Below are 20,429 nucleotides of genomic sequence, written 5' to 3' on the forward strand. Positions count from 1 at the left end.
TTTGCATTATTCTCCCCCCGCTAGCGAAACGGACAAATTAAAACAACTGGGCTGATAAGCGCTCTGCCCAATCGCCGGATGATCGGCATAGTCGTAAACGGACAAAATATACTCTTCATTACCCTCCAACTCGACTTCGAGCGATTCGCTGCCGGCGTCGTCAGTAAAACCGCGCGCTACCAGCCCCCCGCGCCGATAAACTTCAATATCTGGGTCGGAATTTGTTGAGGCAGCCTGAGTCTGCTCTACGCTTATTTCGTATACCGCCGTATTCATGGGGCGAAAGCGCACAAAGCGGTGCACGCCCAGCTTGTTGAAATTGCGCTCAAAGCCTGATTGCGCCGAGCCGTTTTTCTGGCTGCTGCAAACTTCAATGCTTTGTCCGAACAATGACTGCAAGCGCAAATACAGTGGTAAAACATTAGCCGTGGCGCCATTGTTACGCTCACCCGCGCCATAGCGATCGCGCGAATTCATTCGTTGCTCACGGTATAGATCGAAGAACTCTGCGGCGGCGCTGTCTTGCGCGCTACCCCACACGTTATCGGCTTGGCGGCTCGAAAGAACATCGGCAAATAAAAACACACTGACTAATGCGCTGTTTTGGCGAAAACTCTCATCGGTAATCACCTCGTAAAATGGGGTAATTCCAACCTTTTCCAACCAGTGATAGAACACAGCCTGAATGGACGACTCGCTAAACCAACCGGGATTACTAACGACGTCCTGGGCAATATCAAAACCAGCAACTTCGGATTGGTTTACCCCCACGCTATCAAAATACAATGGGTCGTCTAAAGTAAAACCGGCCAACGCATTCGCCACCCCCTCGGAATAAGCCACCCGCATATCCAGTTTTTCACCCTGAGCGTGGGGACCGCCGATGGTATCAATCCGGGCCAGAGAGTCCTCCAAAAAATGAGCCCATTCATGGGCAATGATATGGCGGTCGTATTCGTCGGTGTCTGAGTCTTCGGCCCCTAAAATATACAGCGCCTGGCCGTCATAGTAGCTGGTGCCAATATCCCCATCCGTAACCAAGCCGTCTACCGGCGCATTATTGGGCGACCAGCGAAAACGTGCCGCCGGCAGCTGCAATTGCGGGTCGGCCTCACGCAAATGCTGTAATACCTCCCAGGCGGTATCCAAAATAGCAAAAGGCGCAGCGGCCCGTGGCTCGCCATAACCGTCCCCCGTCCACCCCGACGGCGCATGTAGATCGCGCTGGGTGTTTACACTTTCCACGGAGATAACCTCGCCCTCCATACGATAGAGGGCGTTGGCCCGGGTATTATCCTCTACTTGCAGGGTCCAACTTTGCTCACCATCAAACCGTGACCTGGCCTCCACCTGAACCTTTACCTGGGTACCAGTAGCCACTGAAAACTGATAGCGCCCTTCGTCGTCCGAGAGCTGAGTTTGCACCAGGCTACCCTCGGCATCCACCAGATTCACCACCGCCCCCCGAATGGGCCGTTCCTCAGTCTGCGAGTAATTGAGGCCTCCGCTATCGAGGGGCACAAAGTCGTAGGTTAAGCGGCCCGATAAATTAACCTGCCCATCTTGACTTTGGGAGGAGCTGGATGAAGCAGCCGGTGCACTGCTGGTATTATTATCAATATACTCGGAAAACTCCCCTCCCGAGCCACCACCACAAGCGGCTATTAGGGCGATAAACCCCAAACACCACATATTCAATAAGCCGCGACCTAAACGCCCCATAAAACCTCCATTTTGATCCTGCTCGAAGGATACCCGAGAGCCCGATCGATAGCGACCTGCACCGGTGAATTGGCGTCTTTCTCGACCCTGACGCCTTAAACGCTTCCGAGCCCAACGGGCATTGACGATTCCTGTTAAACTCGTCACGTAAAACCGTATTTTAACCTTGGCCCGCTCGGGCCATTTATTTGAGAGAACGAGCCAGCCACATGTTCAGACTGCTTCCGATACTCTTGCTGCTGGGGTTGATTGTATTTGGCTACTCCTGGCTTAAAAAGCAGCCTCCGGGCAACCGACGCAAAGCCATTTGGCAAATACTGGCCGTACTATTGGTGGCGCTGTTGGTGTTTTTAACCGTGACTGGCCGTATTCACTGGGTGGGCGCCGTGCTGGGTAGTCTTATTGCTCTGGCCAAACCCTTGCTGGGGCTGGCCGTACAAGTCTTACCCTTCTTAAAACGCAAGCCTGCGCAAACGAGCACCGCAGGGAAAATGGATGCCGCCGAGGCGGCCGCCACCTTGGGACTGGAACAGGCGTACCAAGACCAAAGCCTCAACAAAGAGCAAGTGGTGGAGGCTCACAAAAGGCTGATGCAAAAGCTTCACCCCGACCGCGGTGGCAATGACTATTTAGCCAGCCGGATCAATGCGGCCAAAGAAATATTGCTTAAGAATTTCGCCTAAGCAGCAGGTGAATATAGCGTCCCAGATCGGCAAACGGCGCCTGGCGAGAGTGAGCCAGCTCAAGCTCAAGCACACTGTCGGGGTCGCGCTGGCGCCGCTCGGGGTCGAGTATATAGTCGCAAAATACCCGAATGCCACTGGAGCATAAGAGCGTAAAGCCCCGCTCGCGACAATGCTCGCGGACGACTTCGGGCTGCAACGGATTGATCGGCGTCAGACTGCCTCGCTGAGCTAAATAGTCGCGCCGTTGCACTTTTTTATAGTTAGCGCGCAACAGGTTTTTGTACACCAGCCCATGCTGGTTGTAGAAAATCAGCGATGCGGTGCCACCGGGCTTTACCTTACTGAGTAACTGATCCAATAAAGGCATAGGCTCTACTACCCACTCCAGCAGAGCGTGACACAAAACAATATCAAAGCGCTCGCCCGGTGCAACCTCTTGCGCCGCAACTTGCTGCATAGTTACATTTTGCTCGCACCCTAAGTGCTGGGCCCGATCACGTGCCCGCGCCAACATATTGGCCGAGATATCAGACAGTAAAACCCGGTGCCCGGCAGCCGCCAACGGCAGGGAAAAATGCCCCTGACCGCCACCGGCATCGAGAATTGTCATTTGCCCTTGCGGACTCATAGGCACATAGGGGGCAATGGGTAAAAAATCGGCAAAGTCGCGATTCAACACCGCGAGCCTTATCGCGCCTTTTAAGCCGCCGTATATATTGCGATCAAACCGTTCGGCAAGATCGTCAAAATTGCGGTCGAGATGATTTTCCTGTTTGGCCATTTCGCCTCCAAAGGCGCTCGCAGTCTGGAACCGGCGGCGCTATTATAGGCGAATGTGGTATCTCTATATAATCGAATGCGACAACGCCCAAGTCTATACCGGCATTACCACCGATATCCAAAGACGCTGGCAACAGCATTGCACCGGCAAGGCCGGGGCGCGTTTTTTTCGCACCTGTAATCCGCTGCGAGTATGCTATTTGGAACAGCAGCCCGACCGCTCAGCGGCCAGCAAACGCGAAGCCTGGATTAAGAAACTCACCCGAGCGCAGAAACTGTCGCTGATTGCCGAGGGCTCACCCCACCCGCTTCCCGATTTGGCGCCCCTTGATTGTGAAGCCTAAGCGCAACCTTTGTCCGCACTGTCTGAAACCTCCAGCGCGCTGCCTGTGCGATTATATTGTGCCCACACCCAATAAAGTTTTTGCTTTGATTTTGCAGCACCCGAATGAAGGGGGACACCCTAAAAATACTGGCGAGCTATTGCACCGCTCCTTACGCAACAGTGAGCTTCAGGTAGGTGAGAGTTTTACGCCTGCATCATTAGGTGCTTGTTTAGACAATGCGGTTTTACTTTACCCCGGTGAAACCGAGGAGCAGTTAGAAAAGCTGACGCCTCCGGAGCAGCCCAGCACCCTGATTATTCTGGATGCCACCTGGCGTAAAAGCCGAAAGATGCTACATCTAAACCCGCAGCTAGCCCGGCTGCCACGGGTATCGCTAACCGACCCGAGGACATCGACCTACCGTATCCGCAGCGCCGAACACCAACACCAGCTTTCCACACTGGAAGCAAGTTGTTACGCTCTGCAACAACTGGAACAAAACCCCGATCGCTATCAGCCGCTACTGGATGCCTTTGCCCAATACATGGACAAACTGGTTACGTTTGATCCTAATCGGCGATAAATTGAATGATTGAGCTTACTATGACAGAACTGCAGCACCCGGCTTTTGAATGTGAACGACGCGTCCACCTGGATGCCCTTAACCTGACGGTAGAGTTATACCGACACCTTAAAACCGGCGCCCAGCACATTCACCTGGCCTCCTCCAACCCCGAAAATGTGTTTCTGGTGGCACTTCGAACTGTACCGCAAGACTCGACCGGCGTAGCCCACATTTTGGAGCACACTGCCCTTTGTGGCAGCGCCAAATACCCGGTGCGCGACCCCTTCTTTATGATGACCCGGCGCTCACTCAACACTTTTATGAACGCCTTTACCAGCTCTGACTGGACCGCTTATCCTTTTGCCAGTCAGAACCGCAAAGACTTTGACAACTTGCTGGACGTTTATCTGGATGCGGTGTTTTTTGCCAGCCTTGATCCCCTGGATTTTGCCCAGGAAGGACACCGTCTGGAATTTGCGCAGTCCGACGACCCGAGCTCAGCACTGGTGTACAAAGGGGTGGTCTACAACGAAATGAAAGGCGCTATGAGTTCCGTGCCGGCCCAACTGTGGCAAAAACTCTCTAGCCATTTATTTCCAACTGCCACCTACCATCACAACAGCGGCGGCGATCCGGAACACATTCCGGATTTAACCTATGATCAGCTGCAAGGCTTTTATCGCCGCCACTACCATCCCAGCAACGCTATTTTTATGACCTATGGCGACATTCCCGCCGCCGAACACCAAGCCAAATTTGAACAACAAGCGCTGAACCAGTTCGAAGCGCAGGACATTCACATCGGTGTGAAACCCGAGAAACGCCTACACAGCCCCATTCGCGTAGAGGACGCCTACCCGTTAGAGTCGGGAGAGGAAAGCAGCCAGAACAAAACCCATGTTGTCATCGGCTGGTTACTGGGCCAAGCCACCGATTTGGAGGCTGCGCTGGAGGCCCACCTAGTGGCCAGTATTCTGCTCGATAACAGCGCCTCGCCCCTGTTAAAAGCCCTGGAGCAAACCAAGCTGGGGCAGGCCCCCTCGCCCTTGTGCGGGTTGGACGATAGCCAGTTCGAAATGAGCTTTGCCTGCGGGTTGGAGGGCTGCGACAGCGAAGCGACCCAAGCGGTTGAAGCGCTTGTACTGGAAACCTTGCAAGAAGTGGCCGACCAAGGCGTTGACCCGCAGGTGATTGAATCTTCTTTGCACCAACTGGAATTGTCCCAACGCGAAGTAGGTGGCGATGGTTTCCCCTATGGGTTGCAACTGATTATGACCGCCCTTACCGCCGCTACCCATCGCGGCGACCCGGTCGCCCAGCTGGACCTGGATTCGGCGCTTGTCAGCTTGCGCGAAAAAACCGCCGATCCCGAATTTATTCAGCAGCGGGTGCGGGAGTTACTGCTTGAAAACAACCATCGGGTCACACTCACCTTAAGGCCCGACACGCAGATGGGTCAGCGCACCGCCCGCGCCCAGGAGGAAAAGCTCGCCGCCATTAAAGCCGAGCTAAGCGAAAGCGAACGCCAGGCTATTATTCAACAAGCCACGGCGCTGCTGGCGCGCCAAGAGCAAGAAGACGACGACAGCCTTCTGCCCCAAGTAACCCGCGCGGATATTCAGCCGCAGATGTCTTACACCGCCGGCAGTCACGAAAATCTGGGCGCCTACCCTTTGCGGGCCTATGGCGCTGGCACCAACGGCCTGGTCTACCAGCAGCTGGTGGTGCGCCTCCCTGAGCTCAGTGAACGACAGCAACATCTGCTGGGCATTTATTGTCTGTGCCTGACCGAGGTGGGCCACGGCCAGCTGGATTATCTGCAGGCGCAGCTCCGTCAGGCCGAGCAGGTCGGGTCAATCAGTGCTCGGGTCAGCATTCGCAGCAACGGAACCGACCCCCAACACACCGACGCCTATTTGACGCTATCGGCCAAGGCCCTGGCGCGTAACGCCGACGCCTGCGCGCAGCTGATGCACGATACGTTCGAGCAGGTTCGCTTTGACGAGCACGAGCGCATTGCCGAGTTAATTGCCCAGGCCCGTGCACGCCGCGAACAATCCATTACCGGCAACGGCCACGCCCTTGCCATGCAAGCGGCCTCGGCCGGGGTTTCGCCCTCGGCAAAAATTGCCCACGAACTGGGGGGGCTGGAAGCAACCGCCAGGCTGATTGCGATCGACAACGGCAACCGCGAGCCGACTCAATTGGCCGAATTTTGCCGCGAGTTGAAGCAGCTGCACACCCTTATGCAGCGGGCGCCGCGCCAATTGCTGCTGGTGGGCGAGCAAGAGCAGCTGGATGACTACCGCGAGCTACTGGGTAACATCTGGCAGGACAGCCAAGAGCATACTACAGACGCCCTGAGCCTGCCCCCGGTACAGCGACAGATCCATCAGGGCTGGCTAACCAACACCCAGGTTAACTTTTGCGCTAAGGCCTACCCCACAGTAGCTTCGGACCACAAGGATGCACCCGCACTCACGGTTCTGGCGGGCATATTGCGCAACGGCTTCTTGCACCGCAGCATTCGCGAGCAAGGTGGCGCCTACGGGGGTGGCGCCTCGCAGGATAACAACGCCGGTGCCTTTCGCTTTTTCTCCTACCGAGATCCGCGTCTAAGTGAGACTTTGGATGACTTTGATCGCTCGGTGCAATGGGTGCTGGACACTGACATCGACTCCAACGAGATCGAACAGGCGATACTGGGCATCATCAGTAGCATCGACAAACCCGCCTCCCCCGCGGGCGAAGCCAAGCAGACCTTTCACGCCGAACTGTTTGGCCGCACTCGGGAAAAACGCGAGTCGTTCCGCGCGCGGGTACTGGAAGTGACTCAGGCCGACATCAAAGCCGTGGCGCGCCATTACCTGCAACCCGATGCAGCCAGCGTCGCAGTTGTTGCCCCCCATGGCGCAAAACAAACTTTACAATCGCTAGGGCTGGAAATAAAAACCCTGTAAACTGGCGCAAGGAATTGGCGGCTGACCCGCGCTATGCTGAGGGTCAGCCATCACAAGAATAATGCAAAACGCTAATGGAGCAGGATGGCTGGCAGAATCTTGGCACTGCCTGAAAGCCGCAAACCGGACCTAACGCCAGCTATGCAGAAACTGGACTCGAGCTCATTGACCAACCCAGGTCGTAAACGAGGCAACAACGAAGATTGTTTTCTCAGTTTACCCGAACACTGTCTGTGGATGGTGGCCGACGGTATGGGCGGGCACGAGGCCGGCGAAGTGGCCAGCGCCATTGTCAGCCAGACCCTGGCCCGCCACAGTGATAAACCACTGGCCGATGCGATTCAAACAGCGCACAAAGACATCTTGCAGGCCGCCGCGCAAGGTATCGGCGCCGAAGGCATGGGTTCGACGATAGTGGCACTTCGCCACCGCGGCGAGAGTTACGAAATCGCCTGGGTGGGCGACAGCCGCGCCTACTCGTACAGCGACGAAAACGGCTTACAGGCACTGACGACCGATCACTCTTACGTGCAAATGTTACTGCAAAGCGGAGCCATAGGCCCCGCCGAGGCAGAGCAGCATCCGGATAAAAACATTATTACCCAGTGCCTGGGCTCGCAAGAGCTGGACGATGTAAAGGTCGACACCCTGACACGCCCCTGGCAGCCCCGGCAGTGGTTATTGTTGTGCAGCGATGGCCTGAGCGACGAATTGAGCTCGGCCGATATGGAAAAAATTCTGCGCCGCTGCGCCAGCCCGGCCCAGGCAACGCGCGCGCTAATGAATGCCGCGCTAAAAGCCGGAGGCAAAGACAACATTACCATTCAAGTGGTGGCGGCGCCGCTACAACGCGGCGAAAGCTGGTGGAACCGGCTCCTGCACTGGGTTCCGGTTTTTACCCACAGCCGAACCCTGGACGCCATAATTTACGCAGCGGCATTGGGCGCACTGTGTGCCCTGCTCTATGGGACAATTTTGTAGAAGACGATGCAGATTCCCGGTTACCGAATCATTCGCAAAATAAATCACGGCGGCATGTCCACCGTCTACCTGGCGATTCAGGAGAGCGTCGGGCGGGTAGTGGCACTCAAAGTGATGTCACCGGCGCTTAATAGTGACCCGAGCTACAGCGAGCGGTTTCAGCGAGAAGCCAATATTGTGGGCCAGCTATCGCACCCGCACATCGTCTCAATCTACGACATCGGCAAACACGACAATCTCAACTACATTGCCATGGACTATCTGCCGGGCGGTTCGATCCATGACCGCATGCTGGCCGGCATCGACAGCAATGATGCACTCAAGATTCTCAAAGAAATTGGCGCCGCCCTAGATCACGCTCATGAAAAGGGCTATGTGCACCGGGATATCAAACCCGAAAACGTCTTGTTCCGCGACGACGGCTCGGCGGTACTCACTGACTTTGGCGTCGCGCGCGCTCAATCGCTTAACTCCCGCGCCACCCACGCCGGTACCGTAGTAGGCACCCCCCACTACATGAGCCCCGAGCAAGCCCGCGGTAAGACGGTAGATTCGCGCTCGGACTTATACAGCCTGGGCATTGTATTCTATGAAATGCTGACCGGCTCAGTGCCCTATCAGGGCGAGGAGGCGGTCGCCATTGCGCTAAAGCACTTGGCCTCGCCCCTGCCCGTGCTTCCTAAACAGTTTTCCCACTGCCAGCCCATACTGGACACACTGCTGGACAAAGAACCGGGCAAGCGCTATCAACACGGCCAGCAATTGGTGCAGGATGTCGAGGCACTGCAATTGCAAATCCGCGAGCAAGGCGAAAGGCGGACCGCCAGCTTGTCGCAACTAGGCGGCCAGCTGAGCAGCGCTTTGGGTATTGTATGGCGCAAATTCAAAGCATCATGTGGCACTTACTGGAAACAGTGTAGCGCTTTTATCGCCAGTATCCGGTTTGCCAAAGGTCGCGGTTTTTATCGTGTGGAAACAACGCACCAGGAACAGCTGCGATCACTCACACAGCAAAACACCCTGGTCGCGACTCGCGTACACCGACAGGTAAGCCCAGCCGGGGCCGCCGCCCTGTGGCACGACCTTGGCACTTGGGGGCAGCGCGCCGTGTGGGCAACCGCCGCACTGGTGCTGGTTTTAATTGCATTGCTGCTGTGGCCAGCTGATACGCAGCCGCCGGCGACAAAAACCGGCGATATAGTGAGTGCGAGTAAACACAGCGCAAAGGGCAAAAGCCCGCAGCCTTTAGCGTCCAGCGCTGGCAGTCTCGCAAACAGTGCTCAGAGCAGCCCTGCACCCACTGCCATTGCCTCTGCCCATGCCCATGCCGAAACCAGCGAGGCCTATTCAAGCCCGCCTCCAGCAGACTCCCCCCTTATCGAGACGGCCGGAACACAAGTGCAACCCCGTGCTGAGTTTGAAGGCCGCCCCGGAACGACTTTAGAAAATGCCCGCACAGCGGTCGACACCGAGATCGAGCTCGCGTCCAGGACCAATGCTGAGCCTGAGTTCGAGCCCACACCCGAGCCCGATAACGCGCAACCACCCGAACCCGAGGTAGAAAAATTTTCCCTCACGGTTGCGCCTAAACCCGCCAATGCGCGGGTCAGGATTATGAATATCCGTGAGAAATACCACGACGGTATTGCCCTGGCACCGGGGGCTTATCAAATTGAGGTAACAGCGCCCGGCTACCGCGAGCACCTGGAGTGGATGGACATAGACGATACCGATTTAAACTACGCGGTCGAGCTGGCCCCCAGCCGCCCCGCCGGGGCGGAATTTACCGACACATTGGAAAATGGCGAGCGGGGCCCGGTAATGGTCGTGATTCCCGCGGGCAGTTTCACTATGGGCGGTCCCGACAGCAACAGCCAGCCGCGTCACGAAGTAAGTTTCGCGCGCCCCTTTGCCATGAGTAAATTCGAGATTACCTTTGCCGACTATGATCGCTTTGTGGAGGATCAGTCATTGGCGCTGCCCGGCGACAATCGCTGGGGGCGAGAGCAGCGCCCGGTCATTAATGTCAGCTGGGAGGAAGCCGAGCTTTACGCCCAGTGGTTGAGCATGCAAACCGGCAAAACTTACCGCTTACCTACCGAAGCAGAATGGGAATATGCCGCACGCGGCGGGCGTCAATCGCGTTTCTGGTGGGGCGATGAGGCGAGTAACGCGGCGGCCAAAGCCAACTGTAAGCGTCACTGCGACAGCGGTTATACCGGTCTCTTTCGCACTGAAACCGCGCCGGTGGGATCGTTTCAAACCAATGACTACGGATTACACGATATCGCCGGCAATGTGGCCGAGTGGACCCAGGACTGCTACCGCGATACCTACCAGGGCGCGAGCCCCGACGGGAGTGCCTACAGTCAGAAAAATTGTCCCGCGCGCGTGGTGCGCGGGGGCTCATTAAACGACGGGGCCGAGGCGCTGGGAGTCTATCAGCGGCGCTATCAACCCCAGCACACCTACCATACCGATATTGGAATACGGTTAGTGGTGGAGGAGCTTTAACTTTTGTGTTTTAAGGTTTGAATCTGGTCGCGCAATTGGGCGGCCTTTTCAAACTCCAGGTCTTTGGCGGCTTTCATCATCTGAGCTTCCAGCTGTGCGACCTGCTTAAACAAATCGCCGCCCTCGGGAATGTCAGGAATATCCATCTTGCCGCTCTTATCGGCCTTGCGGCGGTTTTTACTGCCGGCCCCAGGAACCTGAGAGCCCTCCAGAATATCGGCAACATTCTTTTCAATACCGCGAGGAGTAATTCCATGCTCTTGGTTGTGCTGGATTTGCTTCTCGCGACGGCGCTCGGTTTCATTCATGGCGCGCTCCATCGAGCCGGTAATGCGATCGGCGTAGAGAATAGCCTTACCGTGAACGTTCCGCGCCGCGCGCCCGATAGTCTGAATAAGCGAGCGGTCCGAACGCAAAAAGCCCTCTTTATCCGCATCGAAAATCGCCACCAAGGATACCTCGGGCATATCCAAGCCCTCGCGCAGCAGGTTGATCCCCACCAACACATCGAATTCCCCCAGGCGTAAATCACGAATGATTTCCACCCGCTCAACAGTATCGATATCCGAGTGCAGGTAGCGCACTCTCACCCCCTGCTCGGTGAGATATTCGGTTAAATCCTCGGCCATGCGTTTTGTCAAAACGGTAATCAAAACCCGTTCATTGGCCTCTACCCGATTTTTTAGCTCAGACAGAACATCATCTACCTGAGTGGTGGCAGGCCGCACTTCAATTTCCGGGTCGACCAAACCGGTGGGACGCACCACCTGCTCCACCACCTGCCCGGCGTGCTCATTTTCGTAGGGGCCGGGGGTGGCAGAGACGAAAATCATCTGCGGCGCCCGGGCTTCCCACTCGTCAAATCGCATGGGGCGATTGTCCAGCGCCGACGGCAGGCGAAAACCATATTCCACCAGCGTCTCTTTGCGCGAGCGGTCGCCTTTGTACATGGCGCCAATCTGCGGCACGGTTACGTGGGACTCATCAATCACCAACAGTGCTTCGGGGGGTAAATAGTCAAAAAGCGTGGGCGGCGCCTCACCGGGATCGCGCCCGGATAGGTAGCGGGAGTAGTTTTCAATGCCGTTGCAGTACCCCAACTCTTGCATCATTTCAATGTCATAGCGGGTACGCTGCTCCAGACGCTGGGCTTCTACCAGCTTGTCGTTGTCGCGCAACTGCTGCAAACGCTCTTCCAGCTCTACTTTGATGTCTTCAATTGCCTCGAGAATACGCTCGCGCGGGGTCACATAGTGAGACTTGGGGTAAATCGTCACTCGCGGGACTTTTTGTAGCACCTCGCCGGTGAGAGGATCAAAGATGGACAGTTGCTCAATCTCGTCGTCGAACAGCTCCACCCTGATGGCCTCAAACTCTGAATCGGCCGGAAAAATATCGATCACATCACCGCGCACCCGATAGGTAGCGCGCTGAAAATCCATATCATTGCGGGTGTATTGCAGCTCGGCTAAGCGCCGCAGGATTTTACGTTGATCGACCCGGTCACCGCGCACCAGATGTAGAATCATTTTTAAATAAGATTCCGGATCTCCCAAACCGTAAATGGCCGATACCGTCGCAATCACAATCGCGTCTTTACGCTCCATTAACGCCTTGGTGGCGGACAGGCGCATTTGCTCGATATGGTCGTTCACCGAGGCGTCTTTTTCAATAAAGGTATCCGAAGACGGCACATAGGCCTCGGGCTGATAGTAGTCGTAATAGGAGACGAAATACTCGACGGCATTATGGGGAAAAAACTCTTTAAATTCGCCGTACAGTTGCGCCGCCAGGGTTTTATTGTGGGCCATTACCAGCGTGGGGCGCTGGGCCTGTGCCACCACGTGGGCAATCGAGAAAGTTTTACCCGAACCGGTAACCCCTAGCAACGTCTGGTGGGCCAAACCGGAGTCGATACCGTCAACCAACCCGGCTATGGCGGTGGGCTGATCCCCCGCCGGAGAGTAGCCACTTTCAACCGTAAACAACTTACTCATCTAAAACCTCGCTTAAAACCGCATCGTCGCGCTGGCGGAAAACCGCACTTTATCAGGTATCACTAGGCACGGGGGTAAGCAGGGTTTTAAATTCGGGTAATTCGTGTAAAGGCTCCAGAGCCGTGTCGTCCATCATGGTCTCGCGATAGTTCTGCGATCGCTCCAGGGTTTCACCTAAGTAGTGAATGGCCTGATCGTAATTACCCAACATGGTCTTAGCGCAGGCCAGCTGATAAAAGGCGTGAGCATTGTCCGCATCGATCGCCAGCGCCTGGTGACAGAGGTTGATGGCCCACTGCACCTCACCCAACTCCAGAACTTCATCGGCTTTATACGTGAGGGCTTCACAATCGAGAGGATGAAGGTCCAAAATTTGGTCGTAAATCGCAATTTTATTGGCAGGCGTGGACTCCTGCGCAGCGCGCAACCAGAGGGCGTGAAGCTCCTGAGTCCGCTCAATCTCCTCGCGGTTTTCATCGATATGCCGGGTCTTCTGAGTCAGCTGAGATTCAATCGCCGCCAGGCGTCTCTCATAAGTTGCGACCAATTTGCTGACTTCTTCGTCAGCGATTTTATTCATTCGCTCTTTAATATCGCGCAGCGACGACCAACCCACCAGCACCAAAATAGAACTGGCTGCAGCAATCAAGTAAAAGAAGTTAGAGATGGTGCTGGTGGCATAATCCACCCCCCGGTCAACCGACTGTATTTGGCGATCGACAATTTTTTCGGTCAACTCCACGCGCTGCTGCGCCATTTCGGCGCGCAGCTGCTTTAGCTCATCCAGCACATAGCGCTCAACAAACGGGTTATACAAGGGCTCGTCCAAAGACTCGACACGCGCCTGGGCCTCTTGCTCGGTTACCTGAGCGGATTCAGCGGTAGCATTATCGCGGTTTTCCTGCGCCCACAAAAAAGCGCTGGGCAATGCCAGCGCTATGGCGAACATGGCCGCTATCAGGCAGCGCATATGGCCTCTCCATGATCGTGCACTTCAATCAGGCAACGGTGCAGGCTTTGTACGGCCAGATCATAGTCGTCTTCATCCAGCACAAATTGCATATCTACCTGACGAATCGACTGGTGCATAGCCAGAATACTGATATTGACCTCAGACAGAGCCGATACCGTTTTCGCCAACATGCCGGGCACTTTCATATCACTGCCAATGGCCGAGACCACCGCCACCTTACGGGTATTGATTTCCGCATCGGGATACAACTCTTCCAGTTCGCGGCGAATGCGATTCACGGTTTTTAAGTTAGCCCCGACATAGTGGGTAATGGTATTGGCGTTAATATCTTTACTTACCACATGGGCTTTAAAACGAGCAATGGTTTTCAAAATACCCGAGTCGTATTTTTCAATGCTGCCCATCATGTCCTGATCAAACAGCTCGATAGAGTACACCCGACGGCGTCCGGCAATAATCTCGACCCGAGGCGTATCGCTGACATAGTCACCGGTAATTAAGGTACCGGCGTGCTCTGGCTCAAAGGTATTTTTGACCCGCAGCGGAATATCGGCCTGACGCAGGCCCTTAGCGGCACGGGGGTGGATGGCCTCCATACCCAAGTTCGCCAACTGATCGGCCACATCATAGTTGGTGCGACCAATTGGCACGACCTTTTCGGCTCCGACCAAGCGCGGATCGGCAGAGCTCAGGTGGTATTCTTTATGAATAATAGCTTCACTGGCGTTGGTTAACACCGCAATGCGGCTAAAGGTCATCTCACTGTAGCCGCGATCAAAGCTTGCCATCAGGCCTTTATCGCAATGGGTATACCCGGTGGCAATGGCCAGTTCGTGGGCATAATCCACATCGGCAAAGGATTTACAAATCATGTCATCCAGTGATTCTGCCTGATCCGCACGCCAACCAGACAAGTCTACGAATTTGGCTTTAATACCGTCGCGCTCTAACAAATGCGCCATATTCCAGGCGCTGTGCGCTTCGCCGATACTCGCCAACATTTCCCGTACAGTAAATAAATGAGATTGCAGCTCAAAATGGCCGTGCTGACACAACCGCTCTAGGTCCTTCAGCACTCGCTCGGCGTCATCCAGGCGCTGGGCGATAAATTCGTTGGCTTTATCACCCAACTCTGTCTCACCGAATAATGACGCATTAACGGCAAACATTTCATTGCGTAAATCCGCAAACGCCTGATGCCATTCTTCGTCATTGTTGGTGCTGGCAAACAGACCGTAAACACCGGGCTTGCCATTTTTCTTGTTTTCGAGCAGCAGATCTGTCATGCCGCCATAGGCAGACACCACAAACACGCGGTTGTAAATGTCATCGCTGTTGTTGCCCTTTAAAATGACATTGTCCCGCACCGCCTCATACTCGCTCATGGAGGTGCCGCCGATTTTCTCTACTGTATGACTCATAAACTTGCCTTTGCTTCGGTTAAAAGAGAGTAAAGGGCAGCTCTATTAATTCAGAGGTGCCCTATAAACCATCCTTCAACTTAGCCTTTAACCTCCTCGGCATCTAATTCGTAAGCGCCTTCGGCATTATGAACTTCTTTACCATGCAGAGGCGGGTTAAACACACAGGCCATTTTCATTTCTTCTTCGGCGCGCAGGATATGCTTGTCGTGCTGATCCAGCAAATAGATAGTGCCCGGCTCAATGGTGTGTACTTCGCCGGTGGCCAGATCTTCAATGGAGCCGTAACCGCTGACGCAGTAAACCGATTCCAGATGGTTCTGATAGTGCAGGTGCAATTCAGCATCGCGATAGATAGTGGTAATGTGAAACGAAAAGCCCATGTTGTCGTTGCGAAGCGCCAGGCGAGTGCTGTCCCAGCCTTCGGATACAATTTTACGATCGCCCTTTTCTGCATCTTTTAAACGTCTAACAATCATTGCTTAACTCCATAATTCGTTGCGGTAAAACAATGGCGACCCGTGGGGCCGCCGGTGGTATGTCGCTTTCTTAGGAAGCTTTTTTCAGCTTCTCTTGGGCAAAAACTTCGGCAAAGCTTTGCTCCAACTTGTTCAAGCCATCGGTCAAGGCTTCTTCGCTGATAGTCAGCGGGCAAAAGCATTTTACAATTTGGCTGTGGTTACCCGAGGTTTCAATGACCACGCCATGCTCGAATGCCTGGGCGCAGACTTTGCTCGCCAACTCGCCAGTGCCGCAGTCAATGCCCTGCATCAAGCCGCGACCTTTAAGGCGCAGAGTTAACTCGCCATTGGCTTCAATAATTTTCTTAAAGCGCTGGGTCACCAACTGAGCCTTGGCTTTAATCTCGTTCTCTAACTTGTCATCGCTCCAGTAGTGCTCAATGGCCGCGGTCGCCGTTACAAACGCGTGGTTATTACCACGGAAGGTACCATTGTGCTCACCCGGCTCCCAGATATCCAAATCCGGCTTGATCATCACCACGGCAAACGGTAAACCGTAAGCACTCAGCGACTTAGACAAGGTCACAATATCGGGCTTAATGCCCGCGGGCTCAAAGCTAAAGAATGTGCCGGTACGGCCACAACCTGCCTGAATATCGTCCAAGATAAGCAGTATTTCGTGCTTCTTACACAGTTTTTCAAGGGCCTGCAGCCATTCAGTGGTGGCCACATTCAAACCGCCCTCGCCTTGCACGGCCTCAACAATGGCACAAGCCGGCTTATCGATACCGCTCGAGGGGTCGGAGAGCAGCTTATCGATCATTTTAACCGTATCAACATCGCGGCCGTAGTAACCACAAAACGGCATGCGATCGACATCGCTTAAGCTAACGCCGGCCCCACCGCGGTGGTGCTGGTTACCGGTAGCGGCCACTGCGCCCAGCGAGCAGCCGTGGAAACCATTGGTAAACGAGATCACATTATTGCGCCCGGTCACTTTACGGGCGATTTTAAGGGCCGCTTCAACCGCGTTAGTCCCGGTAGGACCGGTAAACTGCAGCACATACTCCATATCGCGGGGGGTAAGGATCTTGTCGCGAAAAACCTCTAAAAAGCGCGCCTTAGCGGAGCTGTGCATATCCAAGCCGTGAGTAATACCGTCTTCGCTGATGTAATCCAGCAGCGCCTGCTTTAAATGGTCGTTGTTGTGGCCGTAGTTCAGCGAACCGGCACCCGAAAGGAAATCGATATACTGCTTGCCGTCCTCGCCGTACAAGTAGCAGTCTTTCGCTTTGTTAAAGACCACCGGAAAAGAGCGGGCATAAGACTGAACTTCCGATTCCATTTCGTTAAAAATATTCATGCTGACCTCAGTTAAACAATAGTAAAGAGAGAATTCGTTAACAGACTGTAAAAAGCACCTGGGTTTTAACAGTCTGTGAGTGGGCGCGTTTCGCTATTAGCGGCTAATGGGCCCGATTTCCAGCAGGTGCTCATCGTCGTGAACACCGCCAAAGTGTTTGTCTTTTTGGAAGTAGACGCCGCTGTTCAATTCTGCGTTTAGATCTTTCGCCAGAGAGCGAAATAGCCCCCAAGAGGCGTCGTTATCCGGGGTAATCGTGGTGTGAATATGGGTTACCCCTTTACAGGCGTCACTATCCAACTGGGTTTTCACCAATCTTTTGGCCAAACCGAGGCCGCGCCCCGCCTTGTCCACCACAATCTGCCACACAAACAGAATGTGCGGAGTCGCCGGCGGGATGTAGCCAGAGACAAAGCCGACCATTTCGCCGTCTTTAAAGGCCGCCACACTGGTCTCAGCAAAGTGCGAGCACTGTAAAAGGTTGCAGTAAATGGAGTTGGGATCGAGAGGGGGATTGGCTTCAACCAACTGGTTGACGGTGTATCCGTCCTCGGCGGTGGGATGACGTAACTCTACGGACTCTGACATAGAATTTACTTTTTCCTCTAAAGAGATAAATTCCAACACTAAGCCAAATATATGACTGTTTTTTGGCAACCTTTCCCTAAAACGCGCCATTTTCAGCAAAAACGGCGGTAAAAACCGGGCAGAAGACAAAAAATATTACTTAGTGCTCTAAGCGTTAATCTATAGTACACTAAGTAAATTGCAGTGTCCAGACGATGAAGTTTTCGCCCTGCCTTGCCCAAACTCGACCCGAGCGACGCAGGCCCCGTTAAGTAACCCAAAAGGTAACGATTACATGGCTTACGCGACAAAATCGCATGTCGGAACACAAAGGTTAGAACTCGAAGCAAATGCTGCTTATAATTTCGCGCATTCCCATCAGAGATTGACAATGGATAAGATAGAAGAAGTATTGGTCGCGCTGCGCCGAGTGATTCGTGCCACCGACTTACACTCTAAAAAACTGATCAAAACCGCCAGCGTCACTGGCCCCCAACTACTGCTGATGCAGATTCTGCACAACAAAGGGGATATGACCATCAGTGAACTGGCCCGGGATATGAGCCTGTCCCAGGCGACGGTCACCACCGTGCTGGACAGACTGGAAAAACGCGAATTAATCACCCGGGTGCGCTCGCAGCAAGACAAGCGCAAGGTCTACCCGCAACTGACTCACAAAGGCAGCAAAATCCTGGAAAGCGCCCCCACCGCCCTGCAGGATGATTTTGTGCGCCGCTTTAAAAACCTGGATAACTGGGAGCAGAGCATGATTATTGCCTCGCTCCAGCGAGTAGCGGAAATGATGAATGCCGACCAGCTGGACGCTTCACCCTTTTTGGATATTGGGGCTCTGGACCGGGGCGAAATCGAAAAGGTTTAACCCTCCTCCCCACCCCGGCGCCGCCGGGGCTGGCATCCCCCCTCGAATGACCTGATACCAACCTTCACCGTTCGGCCGCCCCCTTGCTCCCGACGGATTTCGCGCGCATAATAAACTGTACATCCATACAGTATTTTGCGCCATATGATCCCCGACAGCCTTCTTTCTACCTTGGCTCGCCAAGGCCACATACGCCAGGGGCGACAGTTAATGCCTCCGGCGCCCGGTATTGATTCCGGTTACCCGGCATTAAACCGCCTACTGGGTGGTGGCTTGCCAGAATACGGGGTGTGTCGGCTAAAGGCGACGGCGGGTATCGGCGAGATTCGCTTGCTGTTGCCTTATTTAACCCGCCGCGCTGTGGACTCGAGCCTGGTGGTTTTAATCAACCCACCGGGACGCCCTCAGGCCGACTTCTGGCGCAAGTTCGGCCCGGCCCCCGCAAAAGTGCTCAATCTTATGATTCCAGATCGCCGGGACCTTTTATGGTGCCTGCAGCAATGCCTGCAAAGCGGTTGCTGCAGCGCCGTGTTGGTGTGGGACTGCGACATAGAAACCCGGCACTGCAAACAACTGCAGCACGCCGCTTACGCTGGCAACAGCTGCCTGTGGCTGATCGGGGATCAAACACTGAGCTCTATTCCTTTAACTCTGAGCCTAAGTGCTAGCCCGCTTGCCCGAGGTATTCGGGTTTGGGTCACTAAACGCAAAGGCGGCTGGCCCGCCGGCCCAGTGGATATAAAGTGGCAAGATCGCTGGCCCGATTTTTATCCCGCCGTTGGGCACAGCTGCCAACCAGGCTCCCGCTTTGGGGAGCTGGGTTATTAAGCCGTGACCGAGGCTAGCTGGTTATACCTGCACTTTCCCCGTTTACAGCTCGAGTGCCAGCCTACGAGCGAGGCGCCTCTGGCAGTCGTCTGCCCGCAAAGCCTAAAGATTAGGCAAAGCAACCAGGCGGCCCAGGCCCAGGGGGTATACACGGGAATAGGGTTTGCGCTGGCCTGCACCCTGTGTGACCGATTACAGGTACAGCCCTATCGACGTGAAAAAGAAGTTCACGCGCTACATCAATTAGCCCATAGCCTGTACCAGCAAAGCGCGATTATCAATCTATTTGCCCCCCAGGGGCTCGCTTTGCACATTCGCCCCATGCTCACCTATTACGGCAGTTTGTCGGCTTACTGGGAGGCCATAAGGCAGTGCCTGACGAAAGAAAAAGTCACCTTTTGCGCCGCTACCGCCACTAACCCCTTGGCCGCCAAGGCCTTAGCTACGGCGCAAAAAGCCAATAGCGAAGACCTCGCCTGCCCCCCGCTAGACACCCTGGCACTGGTTTACAGTGATTTACCCGAAAAGGAGGTTGAACGTTTACACCGGGTGGGCATTGTCACCTTTGGCGATTTACGCCAGCTAAGCTTGAGCGAGCTGAGCGTGCGATTCGACAAATCGGTCATTCAGTATATAAAGCAGGTGCTGGGACACAGCCGGGTACAACTTGCCAGCTTTACCCCCGAAGAATATTTTTATCACTATTGTGAGCTCAACTATGCCAGTAGTAATAGCCACATTATAAGCCAGTGGCTACCTCATCTATTGCAAGATCTGGAAGTCTATTTGCGTAAGCGCAACCAAGTCACTCAGGCGTTAACCCTCACCCTTTACCACTATCAAGCACCAGAGTCACCGCTAAGAGTAAGTGCCGCCCAGGGACAGGCCAACGCCTCCATCTGGATGCGCCTGCTGCAGGTGAAACTCGACCAATTGAAGCTGGCACATCCGTTTTACGCTTTTTCGCTTAAAGCGGAACCGGGACAGACACTTTCCCCCAAAACCGATTTGTTCGATCAGATGGGCGCCGGTGCTACGGACGACCTCCTTAATCTACTGAAAGCGAGGCTTCCTTCCAGCGCTTTCTTTTGGCCAACCCCCGCCAATGATCACAGGCCTGAATGTAATGCTACAGACACCACCGCCCCAGCAGATAGCACACTGTGTCTGCGACCCGCTTTTCTATTAGCCCGTCCGCAACCGTTAACCGGCCCTCTATCTATTAACGCCGGACCAGAGCGCATTACCAGTGGCTGGTGGGATCAGCACCCGGTACGACGGGATTACTATATGGCCCAAGACAAACGGGGGCGAGAGCTCTGGGTGTACCGGGAACTGATCTCCGGCCCCCAGTCACCCCAGTGGTATTTACACGGATACTTCAGCTAAACGCTTACCACCCAAT

Annotated in this window: 17 protein-coding genes; 9 read left to right on the plus strand and 8 right to left on the minus strand. The window is 54.7% G+C overall.

Annotation, left to right across the window (positions count from 1 at the left end; all coding sequences use genetic code 11):
* Positions 1-6: 6 nt before the first annotated feature.
* On the minus strand, positions 7-1,722 hold the full coding sequence (locus M6D89_RS04630) for a carboxypeptidase-like regulatory domain-containing protein (protein ID WP_253966854.1): 1,716 nt from the start codon (positions 1,720-1,722) through the stop codon (positions 7-9).
* Between the two features lie 209 nt (positions 1,723-1,931).
* Between M6D89_RS04630 and M6D89_RS04635 the strand changes: the two genes are divergently transcribed.
* A complete protein-coding gene (locus tag M6D89_RS04635; protein ID WP_253966855.1) occupies positions 1,932-2,405 on the plus strand; it encodes a J domain-containing protein in 474 nt (157 codons plus the stop codon).
* Here M6D89_RS04635 and M6D89_RS04640 read toward each other — a convergent pair.
* The gene (locus M6D89_RS04640) at positions 2,389-3,189 is read right to left on the minus strand and encodes a methyltransferase domain-containing protein (RefSeq protein ID WP_253966856.1); all 801 of its coding nucleotides are present in this window, start codon (positions 3,187-3,189) and stop codon (positions 2,389-2,391) included. The genes M6D89_RS04635 and M6D89_RS04640 overlap by 17 nt on opposite strands.
* Before the next feature lie 52 nt (positions 3,190-3,241).
* Here M6D89_RS04640 and M6D89_RS04645 point away from each other — a divergent pair, with 52 nt between their 5' ends.
* The 5 genes from M6D89_RS04645 (at position 3,242) to M6D89_RS04665 (ending at position 10,534) form a co-directional block, all read left to right on the plus strand.
* Entirely contained in the window at positions 3,242-3,532 is a 291-nt protein-coding gene (locus tag M6D89_RS04645; RefSeq protein WP_253966857.1) for a GIY-YIG nuclease family protein, read from the plus strand.
* On the plus strand, positions 3,522-4,097 hold the full coding sequence (locus M6D89_RS04650) for a tRNA-uridine aminocarboxypropyltransferase (RefSeq protein WP_336297535.1): 576 nt from the start codon (positions 3,522-3,524) through the stop codon (positions 4,095-4,097). Before M6D89_RS04645 ends, M6D89_RS04650 begins: the two co-directional genes overlap by 11 nt.
* 20 nt (positions 4,098-4,117) lie before the next feature.
* Positions 4,118-7,039, plus strand: a complete 2,922-nt coding sequence (locus M6D89_RS04655; protein WP_253967699.1) for an insulinase family protein — start codon at positions 4,118-4,120, stop codon at positions 7,037-7,039.
* 84 nt (positions 7,040-7,123) lie between these two features.
* Complete coding sequence (locus M6D89_RS04660; RefSeq protein ID WP_253966859.1) at positions 7,124-8,020, plus strand: PP2C family protein-serine/threonine phosphatase; 897 nt, start codon at positions 7,124-7,126, stop codon at positions 8,018-8,020.
* A gap of 6 nt (positions 8,021-8,026) precedes the next feature.
* Positions 8,027-10,534 (plus strand): bifunctional serine/threonine-protein kinase/formylglycine-generating enzyme family protein, encoded by a 2,508-nt coding sequence (locus M6D89_RS04665; protein WP_253966860.1) that lies wholly within the window; start codon positions 8,027-8,029, stop codon positions 10,532-10,534.
* Here M6D89_RS04665 and uvrB read toward each other — a convergent pair.
* From uvrB to ectA, 6 genes are all read right to left on the minus strand, one after another.
* Entirely contained in the window at positions 10,531-12,531 is a 2,001-nt protein-coding gene (uvrB, locus tag M6D89_RS04670; RefSeq protein WP_253966861.1) for an excinuclease ABC subunit UvrB, read from the minus strand. The genes M6D89_RS04665 and uvrB overlap by 4 nt on opposite strands.
* A gap of 52 nt (positions 12,532-12,583) precedes the next feature.
* Positions 12,584-13,501 carry a TPR end-of-group domain-containing protein gene (locus tag M6D89_RS04675; protein WP_253966862.1) on the minus strand — a complete coding sequence of 306 codons (918 nt, stop codon included), beginning with the start codon at positions 13,499-13,501 and terminating at the stop codon, positions 12,584-12,586.
* Positions 13,489-14,925, minus strand: coding sequence for an aspartate kinase (locus tag M6D89_RS04680; RefSeq protein ID WP_253966863.1), 1,437 nt, complete (start codon positions 14,923-14,925; stop codon positions 13,489-13,491). The genes M6D89_RS04675 and M6D89_RS04680 overlap by 13 nt, the downstream gene beginning before the upstream one ends.
* Positions 14,926-15,005: 80 nt before the next feature.
* A complete protein-coding gene (locus M6D89_RS04685) occupies positions 15,006-15,404 on the minus strand; it encodes an ectoine synthase (protein ID WP_253966864.1) in 399 nt (132 codons plus the stop codon).
* 70 nt (positions 15,405-15,474) lie between these two features.
* Complete coding sequence (gene ectB, locus M6D89_RS04690; protein ID WP_253966865.1) at positions 15,475-16,749, minus strand: diaminobutyrate--2-oxoglutarate transaminase; 1,275 nt, start codon at positions 16,747-16,749, stop codon at positions 15,475-15,477.
* A 96-nt stretch (positions 16,750-16,845) separates the two neighbouring features.
* Positions 16,846-17,337, minus strand: a complete 492-nt coding sequence (ectA, locus tag M6D89_RS04695) for a diaminobutyrate acetyltransferase (RefSeq protein ID WP_253966866.1) — start codon at positions 17,335-17,337, stop codon at positions 16,846-16,848.
* A gap of 370 nt (positions 17,338-17,707) precedes the next feature.
* Between ectA and M6D89_RS04700 the strand changes: the two genes are divergently transcribed.
* From M6D89_RS04700 to M6D89_RS04710, 3 genes are all read left to right on the plus strand, one after another.
* Positions 17,708-18,196, plus strand: coding sequence for a MarR family winged helix-turn-helix transcriptional regulator (locus tag M6D89_RS04700; RefSeq protein WP_253966867.1), 489 nt, complete (start codon positions 17,708-17,710; stop codon positions 18,194-18,196).
* A gap of 210 nt (positions 18,197-18,406) precedes the next feature.
* Positions 18,407-19,024 (plus strand): hypothetical protein, encoded by a 618-nt coding sequence (locus M6D89_RS04705; RefSeq protein WP_253966868.1) that lies wholly within the window; start codon positions 18,407-18,409, stop codon positions 19,022-19,024.
* 3 nt (positions 19,025-19,027) lie between these two features.
* Complete coding sequence (locus M6D89_RS04710) at positions 19,028-20,413, plus strand: Y-family DNA polymerase (protein WP_253966869.1); 1,386 nt, start codon at positions 19,028-19,030, stop codon at positions 20,411-20,413.
* Positions 20,414-20,429 lie beyond the last annotated feature (16 nt).

Source organism: Gilvimarinus xylanilyticus, assembly GCF_024195295.1.
GTDB lineage: Bacteria > Pseudomonadota > Gammaproteobacteria > Pseudomonadales > Cellvibrionaceae > Gilvimarinus > Gilvimarinus xylanilyticus.